Source organism: Psychrobacter sp. G (assembly GCF_000418305.1).
Taxonomy (GTDB): domain Bacteria; phylum Pseudomonadota; class Gammaproteobacteria; order Pseudomonadales; family Moraxellaceae; genus Psychrobacter; species Psychrobacter cryohalolentis.
Genome location: NC_021661.1, coordinates 1,705,587 through 1,722,415, shown reverse-complemented (window position 1 = coordinate 1,722,415; position 16,829 = coordinate 1,705,587). Strand labels below are relative to the sequence as shown.

Below are 16,829 nucleotides of genomic sequence, written 5' to 3'. Positions count from 1 at the left end.
ATCTCTTTCACGTTAACAGTCGTATTTGAATCTCTGTTACTTCCTACATTGGCTGGTGCTGTGACCGCATTTGTACAAGGTATTAGTTTGTTATTACCGTAATCATTCCGTACTTTGCCGGATTTTTGCGTGAGTGGTCAAGTAGCTTTCAAGCCGTTTGGCTGATGCTACTTATCACATTGGTGAGCATGCTGATTATTACTATGAAGCTTGCGCCTGAGAGTTATGCAAAGACAATGAATTATTCATAAAATCAAATCAAGGATTGAAGATGGGAATTACAGCTATGGATAGCGTCTCTTATACTGAGACACAAGATACAAAAATCTCGTTACTCACAGGCGAGATGGCACAAGATATAGTGAATGCTGCATTTATAGAGTCTAAAAGGCATGGTCTAATGGTATCGGTGACGGTGGTTGATCGTTCTGGGCAAATACTGGCCTTTTTAAAGGATCATCGAGCGGGTGTGCACACTATTCGCTCAAGTTATAAAAAAGCCTATACAGCCAATTCGCAAAAAAGAGAAACAGCAGTTATCGCTAGAGGCGTTGCGGACGGTAGTATTGCTGCCGACATCAGATACCTTGATGAAAACATACTGATAATGCCGGGCGGTATTCCTGTATATATTGATGGTATTGTGGCTGGTGGTATTGGTGTGGGCGGCGCACATGGCAATGAAGACGTAAGTATTGCTCGCGCAGGCTTAAGCGTTTTAGAGTAAATACATAGGGCGAGTTCCACGCACTAATTTTTAATTTTCACAATCTTTAGACAGTGCGTAGATATAGCTTATAGATTTTCCCCAAATAATGCAGATATGAATAAAATAAAAAAAGGCTGGATTAGCAATCGCTAACCCAGCCTTTTTACGTTAAAAAAAACACTAAGGGGTCAGTTTGACCTTCGGATATACCATGTTAGCAGGAGAGAGTAGATTGTCTAACGTCTCTTTATCCATCAGGTTCTCTTCTAGAACGATGTCATAAACACGACCACCGGTTTCTTGGGCTTTTCTTGCCACATAGGTAGACGACTCATAACCCAAATGTGGGTTTAATGCGGTTACCAGACCAATATTGTTGAATACTTCAGTATTACACGCTTCATTATTCATCATTACGCCATCGATACAGCGCGTGGCAAATATCTCACAGATATTTGCCATCATGCTCATACCGGTAAATAAGTTGAAAGCAATGACTGGCTCAAAGACATTGAGTTGTAGCTGAGCGTTTTCTGATGCCATGACGATAGTGGTATCAATACCCATTACATGAAAACACGCTTGATTGACCACCTCAGGTATAACGGGGTTTACTTTACCCGGCATGATTGAGCTACCAGGCTGCATCTCAGGCAGGCGATATTGTGCCAAGCCTGCACGAGGACCCGAGGATTGCAAGCGTAAGTCATGAGCAATCTTTGATAGACGAGCAGCAAATAGACGCAGATTGCCAGACAAAGCAACATAAGCACTGGTATCTTGTGTGGCTTCAATCAAATCTTCAGCAATATAATAAGGTCTGCCAGTTAGCTCTTGTAATGTCTCAGCACACAGCTCTGAATACCCAGCAGGTGCATTCAAGCCAGTACCGATAGCGGTACCACCCATATTAATCTCATGAAACAGCGCACGAGTTGACTCGATACGTGCCATCTCCTTTTTGACCATCGTTGCAAAAGCGTTGAATTCTTGACCTGCAGTCATCGGTACCGCATCTTGTAAATGGGTGCGTCCCATTTTTAATTGATCGGCAAATTCGATGCTTTTGTTAATTAGGCTTTGATGCAGTATGGCCATCTTTTCTAACAAATGGGTGCAATAGTCATCCAATGCGACATTGAGCGCCGTTGGATAGGCATCATTGGTCGACTGCGAAAGGTTGACATGATTATTTGGATGCACATGCTGATATTGCCCTTTTTCATAGCCTAATATCTCTAAAGCACGATTGGCAATGACCTCATTGACATTCATATTGGTTGAGGTGCCTGCGCCGCCTTGAAACATATCGACGATAAATTGGTCATGATATTTATCAGCGATTAAGTCATCACACGCTGCGACAATCGCATCTTTAACGGTATTATTTAATACTCCAACTTTATTATTGGCAATAGCAGCCACTTTCTTGACGGTAGCAAAGGCACGGATAAAGGTAGAGAACTGATGTAAGCGCACACCGCTAACAGTGAAGTTTTCAAAAGCACGTAAGGTTTGGATGCCGTAGTAAGCGTCAGCCGGCACATCGCGATGACCAAGTAAGTCGTATTCTTGGCGAGTAGTGGTTGTCATTTAATAAAATTCCTTCAATAAAAAGCCCTGATAAAAACGTTCATCGCCTGCGATATTTATAAAAACCCTGTTATCACTATGGCGATGTCGCCTCAAATGAGCATTATAGACAACATTTCAGCATAAGCGCCTTATATTGTGACTAATATGGCTGTTTATTTAAAATAAAGACCAATACTGCGCTCAAGATGACAGTACTTGCTATCATAAAAGTTAAAGTGATCGGCTCGGACAAAATCACCACACCCAGTAACGCTGCAAGCACGGGCACACAAAGCTGTATAACGGCAGCCTGTGTGTTTTTTAATAAAGGCATTGCCATATACCAGATGCTGTAGCCGATGCCAGAGGCAATTGCCCCTGATGCACACGCCAACCATATCCCTTCCATGGTGATACTGTCGATATGAATGAGTTGCACATCCATAATGTTTTGATATATAAAACCAGCGACTAATAATATCGGTATCGCTAGCAAACTTCTGATGAAATTAAAACCTGTGGCTCGCAGCGGTGAGAGACAGGTCTTGCCGCGTATGCTATAGATACCCCATGCCACACCGCTGATTGCCATGAGCATGGCAGCGAGTAATGAAGGCATTGAGGCCGATGGTAGCATCAAATATACAAACCCTGTGATGGCAATAACAAAGGCAATCCATTGCAAATGACTCAATGTCTCTTTTTTATAAATCCCCCAACCAATCATAGTGAGCTGAACCGCTGAAAATAAAATCAGCGCCCCAGTGCCAGTCTCAAGCTCTACATAGGCAATCGAAAAACACAGCGCATAAATAACTAAGCTTATGCTACTCAGCCAATTCCCTCTTTCACTTAATATCTCTTCATTGAAAGAATGACTAAGTCTCAATTTGCGATGTCTTAAGTAGTAGGACTGAGCTGCCATGATCATACTCAAGCAGACAGCAGCGCTTAATAGTCGAACAATGGTAAAGCTCCAAGCGTCTATATAACCCTCTGCTAAGGCCATCCTACAAAACAGAGAGTTTGCAGCAAAGGCTATTAACGCAATCAGCGTATACAATGTGACTTTCAAAAATAATTCCTACAATTAATAAGTGAGTTTTTGCATAAAATAGAGCAGCTTTAAATAGAGTGGTTTTGATGCCATCATTAAAAATAATAACAAGGGAAAAAATATGGATTGGGCAAGTATTTTCATTCATGATACAACATGGACATTTGCTGCTGAGATACTGATACGTGTCATTGTCATGTTTGTGCTCATCATTTCATTTTTGCGCTTTACCGGCAAGCGCGGCGTTCGACAGTTATCTATCTTTGAGCTTACTATCATCTTGTCACTGGGCTCTATCGCAGGTGACCCGATGTTTACCGAGGATTTACCGATTATCCAAGCGGTACTAATCATGAGTACGGTAATACTGCTTTACCGGCTCTGTACATGGGGCATGATGAAATATCAGACTTTTGAAGATTTGTTAGAAGGTAAGTCCTTATATATCGTCGAAGATGGCATGCTGGTACACGACAAAATAGCAGAAGGGAAAATGTCACATGATGAGTTTTTTGCGGAAATGCGCCAACAGGGGGTCGAGCATTTAGGTCAGGTTCGTACCGGTTTGCTTGAAACCGATGGCAATTTTAGCCTGTTATTATACCCACCTGATGACACCGGCTATGGTCTGCCACTTTTCCCGAAACAGTATCAGGCGGTTGAGCAGGTAGAATCACAAACGTATTACGCTTGTATGTACTGCGGACACGTGGACTTTATCTCTGATGCCAACCAGCAATGCGAGCGCTGCGAGGACAACTGCCGGAATTGGGCAAAAGCTTTAAACACTAAGCTCGTGAGGTAGTAATGGGTGCAAGGTTTGACAGTGTTTATTAAATAGCCTAAGCATTATTATTTAATTCAGATGCGTCTAGCAATTTTACCACTTGTTGAACCCGCACCTCTCGAGCGCCGCCAATTGATTGAAATGGTTTGTTATAAGCTGTTAACTGATCAGCAAAATAAGCGCTTATTTCATCTCGCTGATGCGGGCTATCACGCAAGTCATCAGCAACCCAAGGTGTATCAACGTCGGTTAATAGTATTAAGTCATAATGATGCACCAATGCTGCTTGGGTGAGCACTTCAGGGCAATCGCCATAATACCAATTGGAATAAACCATCAGCTCAAACAAGCTGGTATCACAAAATAAATAATGATGGTCGTTTGACGTTTGTGATACTTGCTTTGCCAACTTATTCTCAAGCAGTATCTGACCTTGTGCAATAGGTAGCAAATCCTCCCATGTACAGGTCAGCTGCTCTTTATCCCATTTTTCTTGCAGATAGGTGCGCATATATTCTGGCACCCAAGGGCAGTCAAAATGCGCGGCCAAATCACGGCACAGTGTGGTTTTTCCCGTACTTTCTGCGCCTAAAATTGCGACCTTGATGACGGATTTAGGCGTATGCTGCGTGAGATTGAAGGCGAAAGCGTCGTTGCCATTCATAATAAGCCCAAATTGCGATAAGAGTGAAGACTACGTATTGTAATGCTGTAAAGGTTAGACCTTTATAAAAATAGAGCGGTACTGAGATAGCATCAGCGATAATCCAGAGTATCCAATGCTCAATCTTGCGCCGTGCCATCAGCCACATCGCCATCAAAAACAAGGCAGTGGTCAACATATCAGTATAGTCAACCCACGTAAATAGATGCATGCCAAGCTCAGCGCCATCGAAGCTGAAGTTGTTATTGATAACTGGTCTAAAATAATAAACCAGACCAACAAAAGCTATAGTTGCCGCGGCTAATAATGCCAATATAGGGACGTCATTTTTATCTAAACGTTCTACTTGGATAAGGTTTGGCGCATCAGTGTTTTTAAGCTCTTGGTTATGTTGTTGAGCGGTGGGGTTTATATGGTCTCGATGCTGTTTAAATTCTTTATTTTTTGACCAATTTATCCAGCCATAAATACTCATAACGGTATAATAAGCATTGATAAACATATCACCAAATAATTGCCATTTCCATAACAGATAGACAAATATAGCGGTGCTGACCAAGCCAATAGGGAATACCAAAATATTGGTTTTGCTGGCGAGTAGTACACTGGCTACCCCAAAGATAACCGCAATCAATTCCAACCCGATAAACAAGGTCGGATAGTCGGCATACTGACCAAACAACCAATTCAAAAGTTCCACCATTGTCATTCCAAAATAGATAATAAGTGTGATATTTCTTAATAGAGATGTAGACAATCAAAATGCAGATCAATTATTTATACAAATAACGTGAGTAAGCAAGGCTGATTATAACGCAGCTATCGCAAAATGAAGCCAATCTTTGCTTATTCTTGGCAAGAAGCTGATTATTTGTAACAAAGTATTAGAAAAATAATAATATTCAGGCATAATAAAGGCACTTATTTTAAGTTTACAGTCATTCACCCAAAATTAGACGACTGTTGTTTTACTTCACCTTATGCTTATTTCAAGCACCATAGTAGTAGACAAGGAAGCGTATCATGACGACTTGTATCACAGGCACCGGTCTGTATATCCCGCCTTTTAGCATCAGTAATGAAGAACTGGTAGAGTCCTTTAATCAGTATGTTGAAAACTATAATGCAAAACACGCGGCTGATATTGAAGCAGGCACACTCACGGCTCTTCAGCCTTCATCAGCGGCTTTTATCGAAAAAGTATCTGGTATCAAATCACGCTATGTGATGGAAAAAGACGGCATCTTAAATCCTGACATCATGGCACCTGTTATCGCTTATCGTAACTTGGGCGAAGAGCTGTCTATCATGGCAGAAATGGGTGTAGCTGCGTTAAATGATGCCTTGGCTGATGCAGGAATTGAGGCCAATGATTTAGATGGTATCATCCTTGCCTGCTCAAACTTTCAGCGTACTTACCCAGCCGTCTCTATCGAGATTCAAAATGCGATCGGTATGGTGGGCGGCTTTGCTTATGATATGAATGTGGCTTGTAGTGCGGCGACTTTTGGTCTATCACAAGCACATGGTTCTATCGTATCAGGTCTTGCTAAGCGCGTCGCTGTGGTCAACGTTGAAATTACTTCAGCGCATTTAAACTGGCGTAACCGTGACAGTCACTTTATCTTTGGTGATGTCGCAACTGCTTGCATCGTCGAAGAGCTGGATACACCTAAAGGCTATGAGATTCTAAACTCTAAGCTATTTACTCAGTTTTCGACCAATATCAAAAACGAATACGGTTTTATGGATCGTTCAGAGTTTTTGGCAGCGCAAACAGAGATGTATCCGGACCTTAAAGAGCCAGTAACCGATAAATTATTCTTACAAAATGGTCGTAAAGTATTCCGTGAAGTCTGTCCAAAAGTGTCAGAAGTCATTACTGAGCATCTACAAGAAAACAATATCCCAACCTCTGATGTAAAAATGATGTGGCTCCATCAAGCCAATGCCAATATGCTAGATTTAATCTTGCGTACGGTCATCGGTAAAGAAGCAGACAAAGCCATTGTACCGAGTGTCATTGCTGAATTTGCCAATACCAGCTCAGCCAGCCCGATGATTGTATTCCATCGCTATAAAGATGACCTTGCATCTGGTGATTTGGGTGTTATTTGCTCGTTTGGTGCTGGTTACTCTATTGGGTCGGTAATCGTCCGTAAGGTCTAATTTTTTAAGTCCTGAGTCTTAATTATTATCAAAATAGCCAAGAGTATTCTTGGCTATTTTTTTATTTAAGTTTTGAGGGAAGCTGATGCTGTATTCAAATTATCAGAAAAAAGCGTCGATATGGTGCAAGCAGTAGAAAAGTTTGTTCATATATTGACAAGATTGCTGAGAGGTTTTAATTTAAGCGCAAAAATTTGCTATAATCACGGTCTTATTTCAATTATTCAATTAAAAGTCCTTTTATGAAAGAATCCTTACGCCTGCGTTTAGACCAAATGGTAGACCGTTATGAAGAGGTCACTGCCTTATTATCAGACCCGAGTGTCATCAGTGATAACAATAAATTCCGTGAGCTGTCCGTTGAGCATAGTGACTTGATGGATATCACCACTTTATGGCAGAACTATGTTGGTGCAGAAACGGATCAGGCTGATGCAGAAGCGATGCTAAAAGAAGCATCAGATCCTGACATGAAAGAGATGATGCAAGAAGAGATTGACAGTGCTCGCGATACTATTGTAGAGATGGAAGAAGCACTTAATCTCATGATGCTGCCAAAAGATCCTAACGACAAAGTGCCCGCATTCCTTGAGATTCGTGCAGGGACAGGTGGTGATGAAGCAGCGATTTTCTCTGGTGACTTATTCCGTATGTACCAAAAATTCGCCCAGAACCAAGGCTGGACTTTAGAGATTTTGTCAGCCAATGAGGGCGAACATGGGGGTTATAAAGAAATCATTACTCGTGTGTCTGGTAATAGCGTTTATGGTCGTCTAAAGTTTGAGTCTGGTGTACATCGTGTTCAGCGTGTGCCTGATACAGAAAGCCAAGGTCGTGTACACACGTCAGCCTGTACTGTCGCTGTGATGCCTGAAGTTGAAATTGATGATACGGTTGATTTGAATCCAGCTGATATTCGCTTTGATACTTTCCGCTCAAGCGGTGCTGGTGGTCAGCACGTGAATACTACCGACTCTGCTGTACGTTTGACGCATATACCAACGGGTACCGTGGTAGAGTGTCAACAAGAACGCAGTCAACATAAAAACCGTGCGCAAGCGATGAAAATGCTGATTTCAAAAATTCAGCAAGTCAAAGTCCAAGCACAGGTAGATGCCGCTGATACGATACGTCGCGATTTGGTTGGTAGCGGCGATCGTTCGGAGCGTATCCGTACCTATAATTTCCCGCAAGGACGTATGACGGATCATCGTATTAATCTGACTTTATATAAGCTTGATTCGATTATGGAAGGTGACTTGGATGAAATCCTTGATGCGCTGTTACGTGAGCATCAAGCGGACTTGATGGCAAGTATTGGCGGTGCTTAATAAGCACTTCATCAGCCAATAATATAAGAGGCGTATGCTATGCATATGATAACCAACTCATCGCTACTATTACCGTTTAATAAAATCGCGATGACTATTGTCGCGATTTTAATGGTATTTTGGTTATCTGCTTGTAGTGTCACGCCTTCATCAACGTCAGTCGTACAGCCAGACCAGCGCGATAATAGTGTAACGACTAATACTGCAACGACTCATAAAAATGACCCGTTTTCTTATCAAGCGTGCATCTATCCGCCTAACGAGATGGTACGAGCGTGCACGGCAAAGGGTGGCGCATTTTCACAGCAAGGTCGCCTTGGCTGCTATCAATGTGTGGTGACTTATACCGATGCAGGAAAAGCTTGCCAAGACAGTACCGACTGCCAAGGTAAGTGCAAAAATACCGGTGAGTTCATTAAGAGTAGTACTAAAAACCAGTCTGGGCAATGCGCTAGTGACAGCAGCGGTTTTGGCTGTTATCAAACCATAGAAAAAGGTGTGGCACATCCTGCTATCTGTGTTGATTAATTTACTATTTATTTTTAATACTAAAGCCACATAATCATTATGCAGCTGCCTAATTTGAATTTTTGTTTTAATCCCTTAATTTAAGTTTATCGTTTTCGTTTATTCCTTTAATTATCTAATAATTTTGAGAGTGTTATGTCAAAGCCTAATAATCAAAAATCAGCAAAACAATCAAGAGCAAGCTCCAGAAGACGCTAATGAGCTGATTGCCCAATTGCAAGCCAAGCTGGATGATATCGTCGCTTCAGGTAAACAGCCTTATCCGAATACGTTTAAGCGCACAGATTATGCTCAAGACTTGCAGGCAGCTTTTGAGGGTATCTCAAAACAAGAAATTGCTGACAATGATGCTAAAGGCGAAAAAACACAGGTGAATGTCGCCGGTCGCGTCATGCTGAACCGTGGGGCGTTTATTGTTATCCAAGATATGACAGGTCGTATCCAGTTATATGTGGCACGCAAAGAGTTAGATGAAAAGACGTTAGCAGACATCAAATCGCTAGATTTGGGTGATATCGTTGGTGTATCAGGTTATATCGGTCGTTCAGGCAAAGGCGATTTGTACGTACATATTGAAGAGATTGAGTTATTGACCAAAGCATTACGCCCAATGCCAAATAAATTTCATGGACTAGCTGATGTGGAAGCACGCTATCGCAATCGTCATCTTGATTTGATGACTAATGAGACGACCCGTGATACCTTTATGGTGCGGAGTCAAGTCATTAGCGGTATTCGCAAATTTATGCTAAATGAGCGTTTTATGGAAGTTGAAACGCCTATGATGCATCCGATCCCAGGTGGTGCAGTGGCACGTCCGTTTGTGACCCATCATAATGCGTTAGACATGCCATTATATCTGCGTATTGCTCCTGAACTTTATCTTAAGCGCTTGGTCGTTGGTGGCTTTGAGAAAGTCTTTGAGATTAACCGTAGCTTCCGTAATGAAGGCGTTTCAACCCGTCATAATCCTGAATTTACCATGATTGAGTTTTATCAAGCGTATGCAGATTATCATGATTTGATGGATTTGACTGAGCGCTTATTTAACGAATTGGCGATCGATATCTTAGGTACCACCGAGATTACTTACCAAGAAGAAGCCATTAGCCTAAAAGCGCCATTTATACGTCTATCTATGTCTGATGCGATTGCCAAATATGCAGAAAACTTTGATATGAATCGTATTAACGATCGTGAGTATCTTGCAGAGTACGCATCGACAACGCTAAAGCAACAGGTAAAGGATGTCTTTGGTGTGGGTAAGTTGCAGACCATCATCTTTGAAGAAACCGCTGAGCACCAATTGCGTCAGCCGACGTTTATCACTGAATACCCTGCTGAAACCTCACCGCTAGCACGCCGTAGTGATGATAACCCTGAGATTACGGATCGTTTTGAGCTGTTTGTCGGTGGTCGTGAGTTGGCTAATGGCTTTAGTGAGCTTAATGATCCTGCAGATCAGGCTGAGCGTTTCCTTGGTCAGGTTGCTGAAAAAGATGCTGGCGATGATGAAGCGATGCATTTCGATGCAGAGTATATCGAAGCTTTGTCTTATGGTTTACCGCCAACAGCAGGTGAAGGTATTGGTATCGACCGTTTAGTGATGTTATTGACAGACTCTGCCAGTATTCGTGATGTGATTTTATTCCCACATATGCGCCGTAAGCTTGAGGGTTAAAGATAGTTTGCTTGCCATAAGTCTATGCTAGTACTAAACTGAACATAAGATGGCTTTCTCCGCTTTGATGGAATAGCCTTCTATGGTTTTTTAGTACTTAATTAATAGGGACATTATGCATACTATGGACAATCAGCAAGTAACGCCCTCGATTTGGCAACAGATGATTCAACAGAGTTTTTTGTCTTTGTATGACTTATCAGAAAAGAAAATCACTAGCCCTGAATATTTTCAGGGTTATGATTTTGTTTTCAAGTTTTCTAATGCGACGGTTTATCTTATTGTCAATGATGTCGTGATGCAGGCAAGTAAGCAAGACATTGATACTACTCAAGTTCGTACATGGAGAAAAGAAGTTGTCAATCAGCTTATCAAGCAACATGCACATCTTTATCTCAAAAACGATAAAGCTATCACTCATAAAAATGAAGCGACATCTAATAAACCCGTATATTTTATTGGATTAACATCACTTTCAGTCCAGCATCAAGATTGCGATCATAATGATCTACAAAACCAGTATTCATCATTGCCATCTTATGCGGTTGGTTATGAGTATGGCAGTCAGTTCTTTGCTGAAGATTGTGTATTAGATTTGGACGATGAACACAGCGTTCTACAAGTATTTAGCTACCAGAACTTTGCTGAGATATTAAACCAGTTGGTGACGCCAAGTGATTTGACCGCCTATCTAGCGTTTCATCGCAGTAAACTGACTGGGCTTGAGACGTTTGCAGACGAGTCGACTTTGCTTGTGCAGTTCTTACAATCGCCAGATTTTCATCATAGGGCGATTGAAGTTCAAGAGCAATTGGTCAGTCATGGATTGATAGCACAGATTGAACCACGATTGATAAAAGCAGCAGAGCCTAACCAAACTGAGTTTGCGGCAGCGCTGATGGCAGAGATTCAGAAAAATACTCGAATGTGGTACAAGCTTTTTAATAGTTTAATCAAAAGCTGTTATGAAGCGGGTAACCCACTACCAAAAGAGCAGGTTGATATTTTGGTCGATGAATCCATGTACACCTATGCGTGTTTGATAGAAAAAATATTGGCCCATAGAACAATTGACCAAGAATCGCGCTGGACAGGTTATGTGCGCCATGAGCACTCTTACAATGTATTTGGTCGCCATTATTTGATGGTATTTTATGCGCAAGATAGCAATAGCTCGTTAAGTGCAGATAAAGTTCGTGCTGGTCATCAAGATTTGCTATTTGAGCTCAACGCTCAGATGCAGCAGCCCGTTATGCAAGAGCTGTTTTTAATTGGTGTCGATATCAGACCTTGTGAAGATAGCGTGAATACCGAAGTACATCTAGATGCTTTCCATCAGCATGGATCGCTTATCGATGCGAATACGCAGCGTTTATATCAACAATTGGCTCAATTGAGAGCTCAATCATAGCCTAGTTTTGAGACTTAAGTTTGATAGCTGTTTTTGATGCTTGGTTTGGATAGTTAGGTTCAATAGTTAGTTTCGACACTTATTTTTGACACTTAGCTTCGATAACTGATTTTAAGATAAATTGCTAATTTGATGCTTTACTTATATTTTTACGACTTACCTTGGCATTCATTATGACGCAGCAATATCAAGTTTTAGCCCGCAAATACCGCCCCAAAAACTTTCACGAGTTGATTGGGCAAACGCATGTCTCACAGGCATTGATTAATGCCATTGATTACAATCGTCTGCATCATGCTTATCTATTTACGGGTACGCGCGGCGTCGGTAAGACGACCATCGCCCGTATTTTGTCTAAATGTTTGAACTGTGATACTGGCATTACCAGCACCCCATGTGGCGTGTGTGATAATTGCGTGGCGATTGATCAAGGGCGTTTTATTGATCTGATTGAGATTGATGCGGCTTCTCGTACCAAAGTTGAGGACACGCGCGAGCTACTGGATAATGTGCCGTATGCGCCAAGCCAAGGCCGTTATAAAGTCTACCTGATTGACGAAGTGCATATGTTGTCAACACACAGCTTTAATGCGCTACTCAAAACCTTGGAAGAGCCGCCTGAGCATGTCAAGTTCTTATTAGCCACTACGGATCCACAAAAGCTGCCGATTACTATTATCTCGCGCTGTCTGCAGTTCGTATTACGTCCTTTGTCGCAAAGCTTGCTCAGTGAGCATTTAGCCAATGTTCTAACCCAAGAACAAGTAGGCTATACACAGCCTGCACTTTGGCAATTGGCTAGTGCGGCAAAAGGCTCGGTACGTGATGCCTTATCGTTGACCGATCAAGCCATTGCTTTTGGCCAAGGTGCGCTTGATGATGTGACCGTTAATTCGATGCTCGGCTTGATTGATGCGGCCGACTTAGTGAGCTTAATTACAGATATCTATAATCATGATAAGCCTGCTGTCGCTGCCCATATCGAGCAGATGCGTGCGCAAATGGTTGATGCTAGCAGTATGTTTGACGGACTCGCTGAGCTATTGCATCAGTTGGCATTGTGTCAGCTGCTGCCCGAAGTCGCTCTCAATGTCAATGAAGCGCAAGCACAGCATATCGATCAGCTTGCCCAGCATATGAGCCCTGACGTATTACAGCTTTATTATGAAATCGTGGTACAAGCACGGGAAGGCGTCAAGCTTGCCAGTACGCCGATGCAAGCACTTGAGATGTGTATTTTACGTCTCTTAGCTTTTCGTCCCTTACCGGTTGATGAGATATTAGCCAATGTACTTGATAGTACGGTAATGGCTATAGAAAAACCTACTACCACTGTCTCTAGCGCTACATTAATCACTGAGCCAGTGTCATCATCATTAGAATTACAAACTCAATCTGACAATATCGTTTATGAGAATACTGATATAAGTGTCAATGATAAACAGGATGTTGGCGCTGATAATAGTATTACTCAACATGAGCAATATTACTCAAATGACGAGGCTAGTCATTTAAGCCAGTACGATAATTCTAGCGTTTATGACACGCTAGAATTGTCCAACAATCAGCCTGAACCCGTTGTTGAACCCGTTGTTGAACCCGAGGTAAATGATTCTCAATTATTCAGTCAATCTGAAGACCCTCGGGCGCTTCTGCGTTGTCCGCCGCAAGAATTGATAGGTGAGTGGACACCAGAAAAATGGGACTATTGGCTACAAACTGCTCGTGAAGCCGCTAGTTTGGCTCAAGATGAATTGGCGCTTGCCCGTCAAGGTATGATGACAGGCAGCTGTAATGCCGAAGCCATCTTTGTCACAGCAGTCGATAGTAAGCATTTGCAGGCAACCTTTGAGCAGCTAGCGACAAAGATGCAGGTACAATTCCCTGATGCCGCCATCAGTTTACGAATTGATAGCAGTATCGCGCAAGCCGATGATAAAACCCCAGAGCGTCGTCAACAAAAACGTCTCGTTGAGGCTAAAACAGTGGCAGAATCAAGATTGTTTAATACGCCAGTGATGCAATATTTAACCGAGCGCGGCGAAGGCAAAATGGGCAAGGTTCAGTTATATTAAACAGTCATACATTTATTAATTGATAGTTTATAAAAATTGGCACTTTATTAAAATATTGTATCTATTAAAAAATCAAGGTGATATTGATCTATCATCTTGATTTTTTTACCTTTATTTATTAAGGAACACTCACATCTTACTCTGAGTTTAATATTAAAAAACTGTAAGATTTATCATTATCCGCTATAATGGTTAAGTTATATTAACAACTAAAAAGCAGCTTGGATGAGAATATGTTAGATAATTTACGTGGTATGGCTGTGTTTGCTAGTGTGGTCGGACACGGCTCCTTTAGTGGTTCAGCCCGTGAGCTTGGTATCACCACCAGCGCCGTCAGTCAGCAAATACGTTCTTTAGAGAACGAGCTTGGTGTGGTGTTATTACATCGCTCAACCCGTAAGCTCAGCTTAACAGAAGCGGGTGCTAGCTTTTATGAAGCGGCAAAAGATGTGGTAAGTGCGGCAGAGCAAGGTCGAATTAAAGTCAATCAATTACGTGATGAATTGGCAGGTAGTTTGCGTATTGCAACAACGCCAGAGCTTGGTGTCAATCATATTTTGCCAGCACTATCGACTTGGATGTCAGCGCACGATGATCTTAGTATCACCTATTTTGCAGATAATAATTATATTGATATGATTGATGAGCGAATCGATATTGCGATACGTATGAGCCCCAATATCAACGACTCAACTGTTAGCAATCATCCGTTATCTGATGTGCGTCAAATGTTGGTCGCTTCACCACAATATTTACGTCAGCATAAGAAAATCGAAACGCCGAAAGATTTGGCAGATCATCATCTTATCTGTATTGATATCATGAAGGATACAAATAATGTTGAGCTTACTCAGACTGAGACTGGTAAAAAAACACGTATCAAAATGACGTCGCGTATCCATACCAATAATGTCTTTATGGCAATGACCATCGCCAAAGAAGGTCATGGTATTCTTAGAATGATGGAAATGGATGTCAAAAAAGAGCTAGAATCGGGCAACTTGGTCGAAGTTTTGACCGGCTACCAGATGCCAAGTTTTGTACTATATGCTGTAACCTTAAACCGTGAGCAACAGCCTGCAAAAATCACGCGCTGCTTAGAGGTATTAAAAAAATACTTTCATGCAAACTAAGGTTTAGTTTATTTAAATGATAATAAAGCTGATTGATTAATAATGAAAAAAGCCTATAGACAAATTATCTATAGGCTTTTTATGTTTTGGTTAAACAGACGTTTAAAACGAGGGTTTTAGTAAATTAACCAAGCGTTCAACCACTTGTGAGCTTGCATCACGGCTCATATTAAGTGGTGGTAGCAAACGAATCACATGACCGCCTGTGATATTGATGATAAGTTTCTGCTCATCACGAGCACGATCGACAAGCTTGCTACAGTCCATGTCTTCAGGCAGGGCAATGCCAATCATCATCCCAGCGCCGCGACTGCTGACGCCATATTGTCCAAATGCATCAACCATGCTATCACGAATAAACTGTCCCTCGTTGACGGCGTTTTGCATGATATCACTGTTCGCCAATACGTCATATACGCTATGTACCACACGACTGGCTAACGGTGTGCCGCCATAGGTTGAGCCATGACTACCAGCTCCAAATAAGCCATTGGCGCGACCACGTACCATACAGGCACCGACAGGGAAGCCATTACCTAAGCCTTTAGCCGTCGTTAATACATCAGGGCGTGCGCTGCTATGCTGATAAGCAAAATACTTACCTGTTCGTCCATTGCCGGTTTGCACTTCATCGAGCATGAACAGCCAATTATGTGTATCGCATACGGCTTGTATCTGCTCAAGGTAAGTAAAGCCGTTAGCTGCCGTATTAAGACCACCTTCACCTTGAATAGGCTCTACGAATACCGCGCAAATATCCTCATAGTCATGAACTGCTTGTTCAATGGCGGCAATATCCCCAAATGGCACACGGATAAAATCATTATCTAAAGTGTAAAAGCCTTCACGCGCTTTGGGGTTGGCAGTTGCTGATAATGATAATAAGGTACGACCATGGAAAGATTGCTCCATCACAATGACTTTTGGACGCTTAAATCCTTGCTGATACGCGTATAGACGCGCCAATTTTAGTGCTGCTTCATTTGCTTCAGCGCCACTATTGGCAAAAAATACACTGTCCATTTGCGCGGCATTACATAATGCTTCACCAGCACGCTCTTGCCAGTCTATACCAAATAAATTACTGGTATGAACCAATGTTGCTGCCTGCTGTTGAATAGCTTCGGTTACTTGTGGATGGCAATGTCCTAAACCACATACCGCGATACCAGTCAATGCGTCTAGATAAGGCGTCTCATCTTGAGTATAGAGCCAGCTTCCTGAGCCGCGGGTAAAACTGATAGGTTGACGAAGATAAGTGGGCATCAGGTAAGTAGCAGACATGTGCAGCATCCTTGGAATCATAAAGTGATAAAAGTAAGAGGGTAAAGGGCTTAATACTATAGCTCATCAGAGAACGGCGTGGACTCAGCAGGCAATGTATAGTCTTCGTTTGCCCATGCGCCAAGATCGATCAGCTTACAGTGATGACTACAAAATGGCTTATATTTATTATCTTGCCATGTGGTTTGCTTACCGCATTCTGGACAAGGATACGTTTTAGGTGAGGGGCTGGCGTTAGAAGTAGATTCGGTCATAATAAAAGTAGAGAGATCCTTGGTTTTATCAACAAAGTATCCTCAAAAAGTAAGCAATGATTGATTTTAAAATCATTGCTCTAGTAATCTGATTGAGAAAGCTATTTGTCGATGAGTAATCGATATCGTGATATTACTATGGGGTTGCATTGACTATATAATAGCATGCAG

At 42.0% G+C, this 16,829-nt stretch carries 15 protein-coding genes; 9 read left to right on the top strand and 6 right to left on the bottom strand.

Going from position 1 to position 16,829, the window contains the following annotated elements:
* The first annotated feature begins 271 nt into the window (after window positions 1-271).
* Entirely contained in the window at window positions 272-727 is a 456-nt protein-coding gene (locus tag PSYCG_RS07125; RefSeq protein ID WP_020443585.1) for a GlcG/HbpS family heme-binding protein, read from the top strand.
* A gap of 162 nt (window positions 728-889) precedes the next feature.
* Here PSYCG_RS07125 and PSYCG_RS07120 read toward each other — a convergent pair whose 3' ends face one another.
* Complete coding sequence (locus tag PSYCG_RS07120; RefSeq protein ID WP_020443584.1) at window positions 890-2,302, bottom strand: aspartate ammonia-lyase; 1,413 nt, start codon at window positions 2,300-2,302, stop codon at window positions 890-892.
* A 142-nt stretch (window positions 2,303-2,444) separates the two neighbouring features.
* On the bottom strand, window positions 2,445-3,359 hold the full coding sequence (locus tag PSYCG_RS07115; protein WP_020443583.1) for a DMT family transporter: 915 nt from the start codon (window positions 3,357-3,359) through the stop codon (window positions 2,445-2,447).
* A 103-nt stretch (window positions 3,360-3,462) separates the two neighbouring features.
* Between PSYCG_RS07115 and PSYCG_RS07110 the strand changes: the two genes are divergently transcribed.
* Window positions 3,463-4,146, top strand: a complete 684-nt coding sequence (locus tag PSYCG_RS07110) for a DUF421 domain-containing protein (protein WP_020443582.1) — start codon at window positions 3,463-3,465, stop codon at window positions 4,144-4,146.
* A 37-nt stretch (window positions 4,147-4,183) separates the two neighbouring features.
* Here the strand turns inward: PSYCG_RS07110 and PSYCG_RS07105 are convergent, their stop codons facing one another.
* Both PSYCG_RS07105 and pnuC read right to left on the bottom strand, forming a co-directional pair.
* Entirely contained in the window at window positions 4,184-4,792 is a 609-nt protein-coding gene (locus tag PSYCG_RS07105; protein WP_020443581.1) for an AAA family ATPase, read from the bottom strand.
* Entirely contained in the window at window positions 4,743-5,495 is a 753-nt protein-coding gene (gene pnuC, locus PSYCG_RS07100; protein ID WP_020443580.1) for a nicotinamide riboside transporter PnuC, read from the bottom strand. The genes PSYCG_RS07105 and pnuC overlap by 50 nt, the downstream gene beginning before the upstream one ends.
* A 320-nt stretch (window positions 5,496-5,815) precedes the next feature.
* Here pnuC and PSYCG_RS07095 point away from each other — a divergent pair, with 320 nt between their 5' ends.
* From PSYCG_RS07095 to PSYCG_RS07065, 7 genes are all read left to right on the top strand, one after another.
* Complete coding sequence (locus tag PSYCG_RS07095; protein WP_020443579.1) at window positions 5,816-6,961, top strand: beta-ketoacyl-ACP synthase III; 1,146 nt, start codon at window positions 5,816-5,818, stop codon at window positions 6,959-6,961.
* Between the two features lie 242 nt (window positions 6,962-7,203).
* Window positions 7,204-8,292 (top strand): peptide chain release factor 1, encoded by a 1,089-nt coding sequence (gene prfA, locus PSYCG_RS07090; protein WP_020443578.1) that lies wholly within the window; start codon window positions 7,204-7,206, stop codon window positions 8,290-8,292.
* A 39-nt stretch (window positions 8,293-8,331) separates the two neighbouring features.
* Entirely contained in the window at window positions 8,332-8,820 is a 489-nt protein-coding gene (locus tag PSYCG_RS07085) for a hypothetical protein (RefSeq protein ID WP_020443577.1), read from the top strand.
* Window positions 8,821-8,971: 151 nt separating this feature from the next.
* Window positions 8,972-10,501 carry a lysine--tRNA ligase gene (gene lysS / locus PSYCG_RS07080; protein ID WP_041772556.1) on the top strand — a complete coding sequence of 510 codons (1,530 nt, stop codon included), beginning with the start codon at window positions 8,972-8,974 and terminating at the stop codon, window positions 10,499-10,501.
* A gap of 115 nt (window positions 10,502-10,616) precedes the next feature.
* Window positions 10,617-11,912: a hypothetical protein gene (locus PSYCG_RS07075; protein WP_144061764.1), complete on the top strand. Its 1,296-nt coding sequence runs from the start codon at window positions 10,617-10,619 to the stop codon at window positions 11,910-11,912.
* Window positions 11,913-12,085: 173 nt separating this feature from the next.
* Complete coding sequence (gene dnaX / locus PSYCG_RS07070) at window positions 12,086-13,987, top strand: DNA polymerase III subunit gamma/tau (RefSeq protein ID WP_020443574.1); 1,902 nt, start codon at window positions 12,086-12,088, stop codon at window positions 13,985-13,987.
* 233 nt (window positions 13,988-14,220) lie between these two features.
* On the top strand, window positions 14,221-15,120 hold the full coding sequence (locus PSYCG_RS07065) for a LysR family transcriptional regulator (RefSeq protein WP_011513737.1): 900 nt from the start codon (window positions 14,221-14,223) through the stop codon (window positions 15,118-15,120).
* A gap of 102 nt (window positions 15,121-15,222) precedes the next feature.
* Here PSYCG_RS07065 and PSYCG_RS07060 read toward each other — a convergent pair whose 3' ends face one another.
* Both PSYCG_RS07060 and PSYCG_RS07055 read right to left on the bottom strand, forming a co-directional pair.
* Window positions 15,223-16,404 carry an aspartate aminotransferase family protein gene (locus PSYCG_RS07060; protein ID WP_020443573.1) on the bottom strand — a complete coding sequence of 394 codons (1,182 nt, stop codon included), beginning with the start codon at window positions 16,402-16,404 and terminating at the stop codon, window positions 15,223-15,225.
* A 56-nt stretch (window positions 16,405-16,460) separates the two neighbouring features.
* On the bottom strand, window positions 16,461-16,658 hold the full coding sequence (locus tag PSYCG_RS07055; protein ID WP_020443572.1) for a DNA gyrase inhibitor YacG: 198 nt from the start codon (window positions 16,656-16,658) through the stop codon (window positions 16,461-16,463).
* Between the last annotated feature and the right edge of the window lie 171 nt (window positions 16,659-16,829).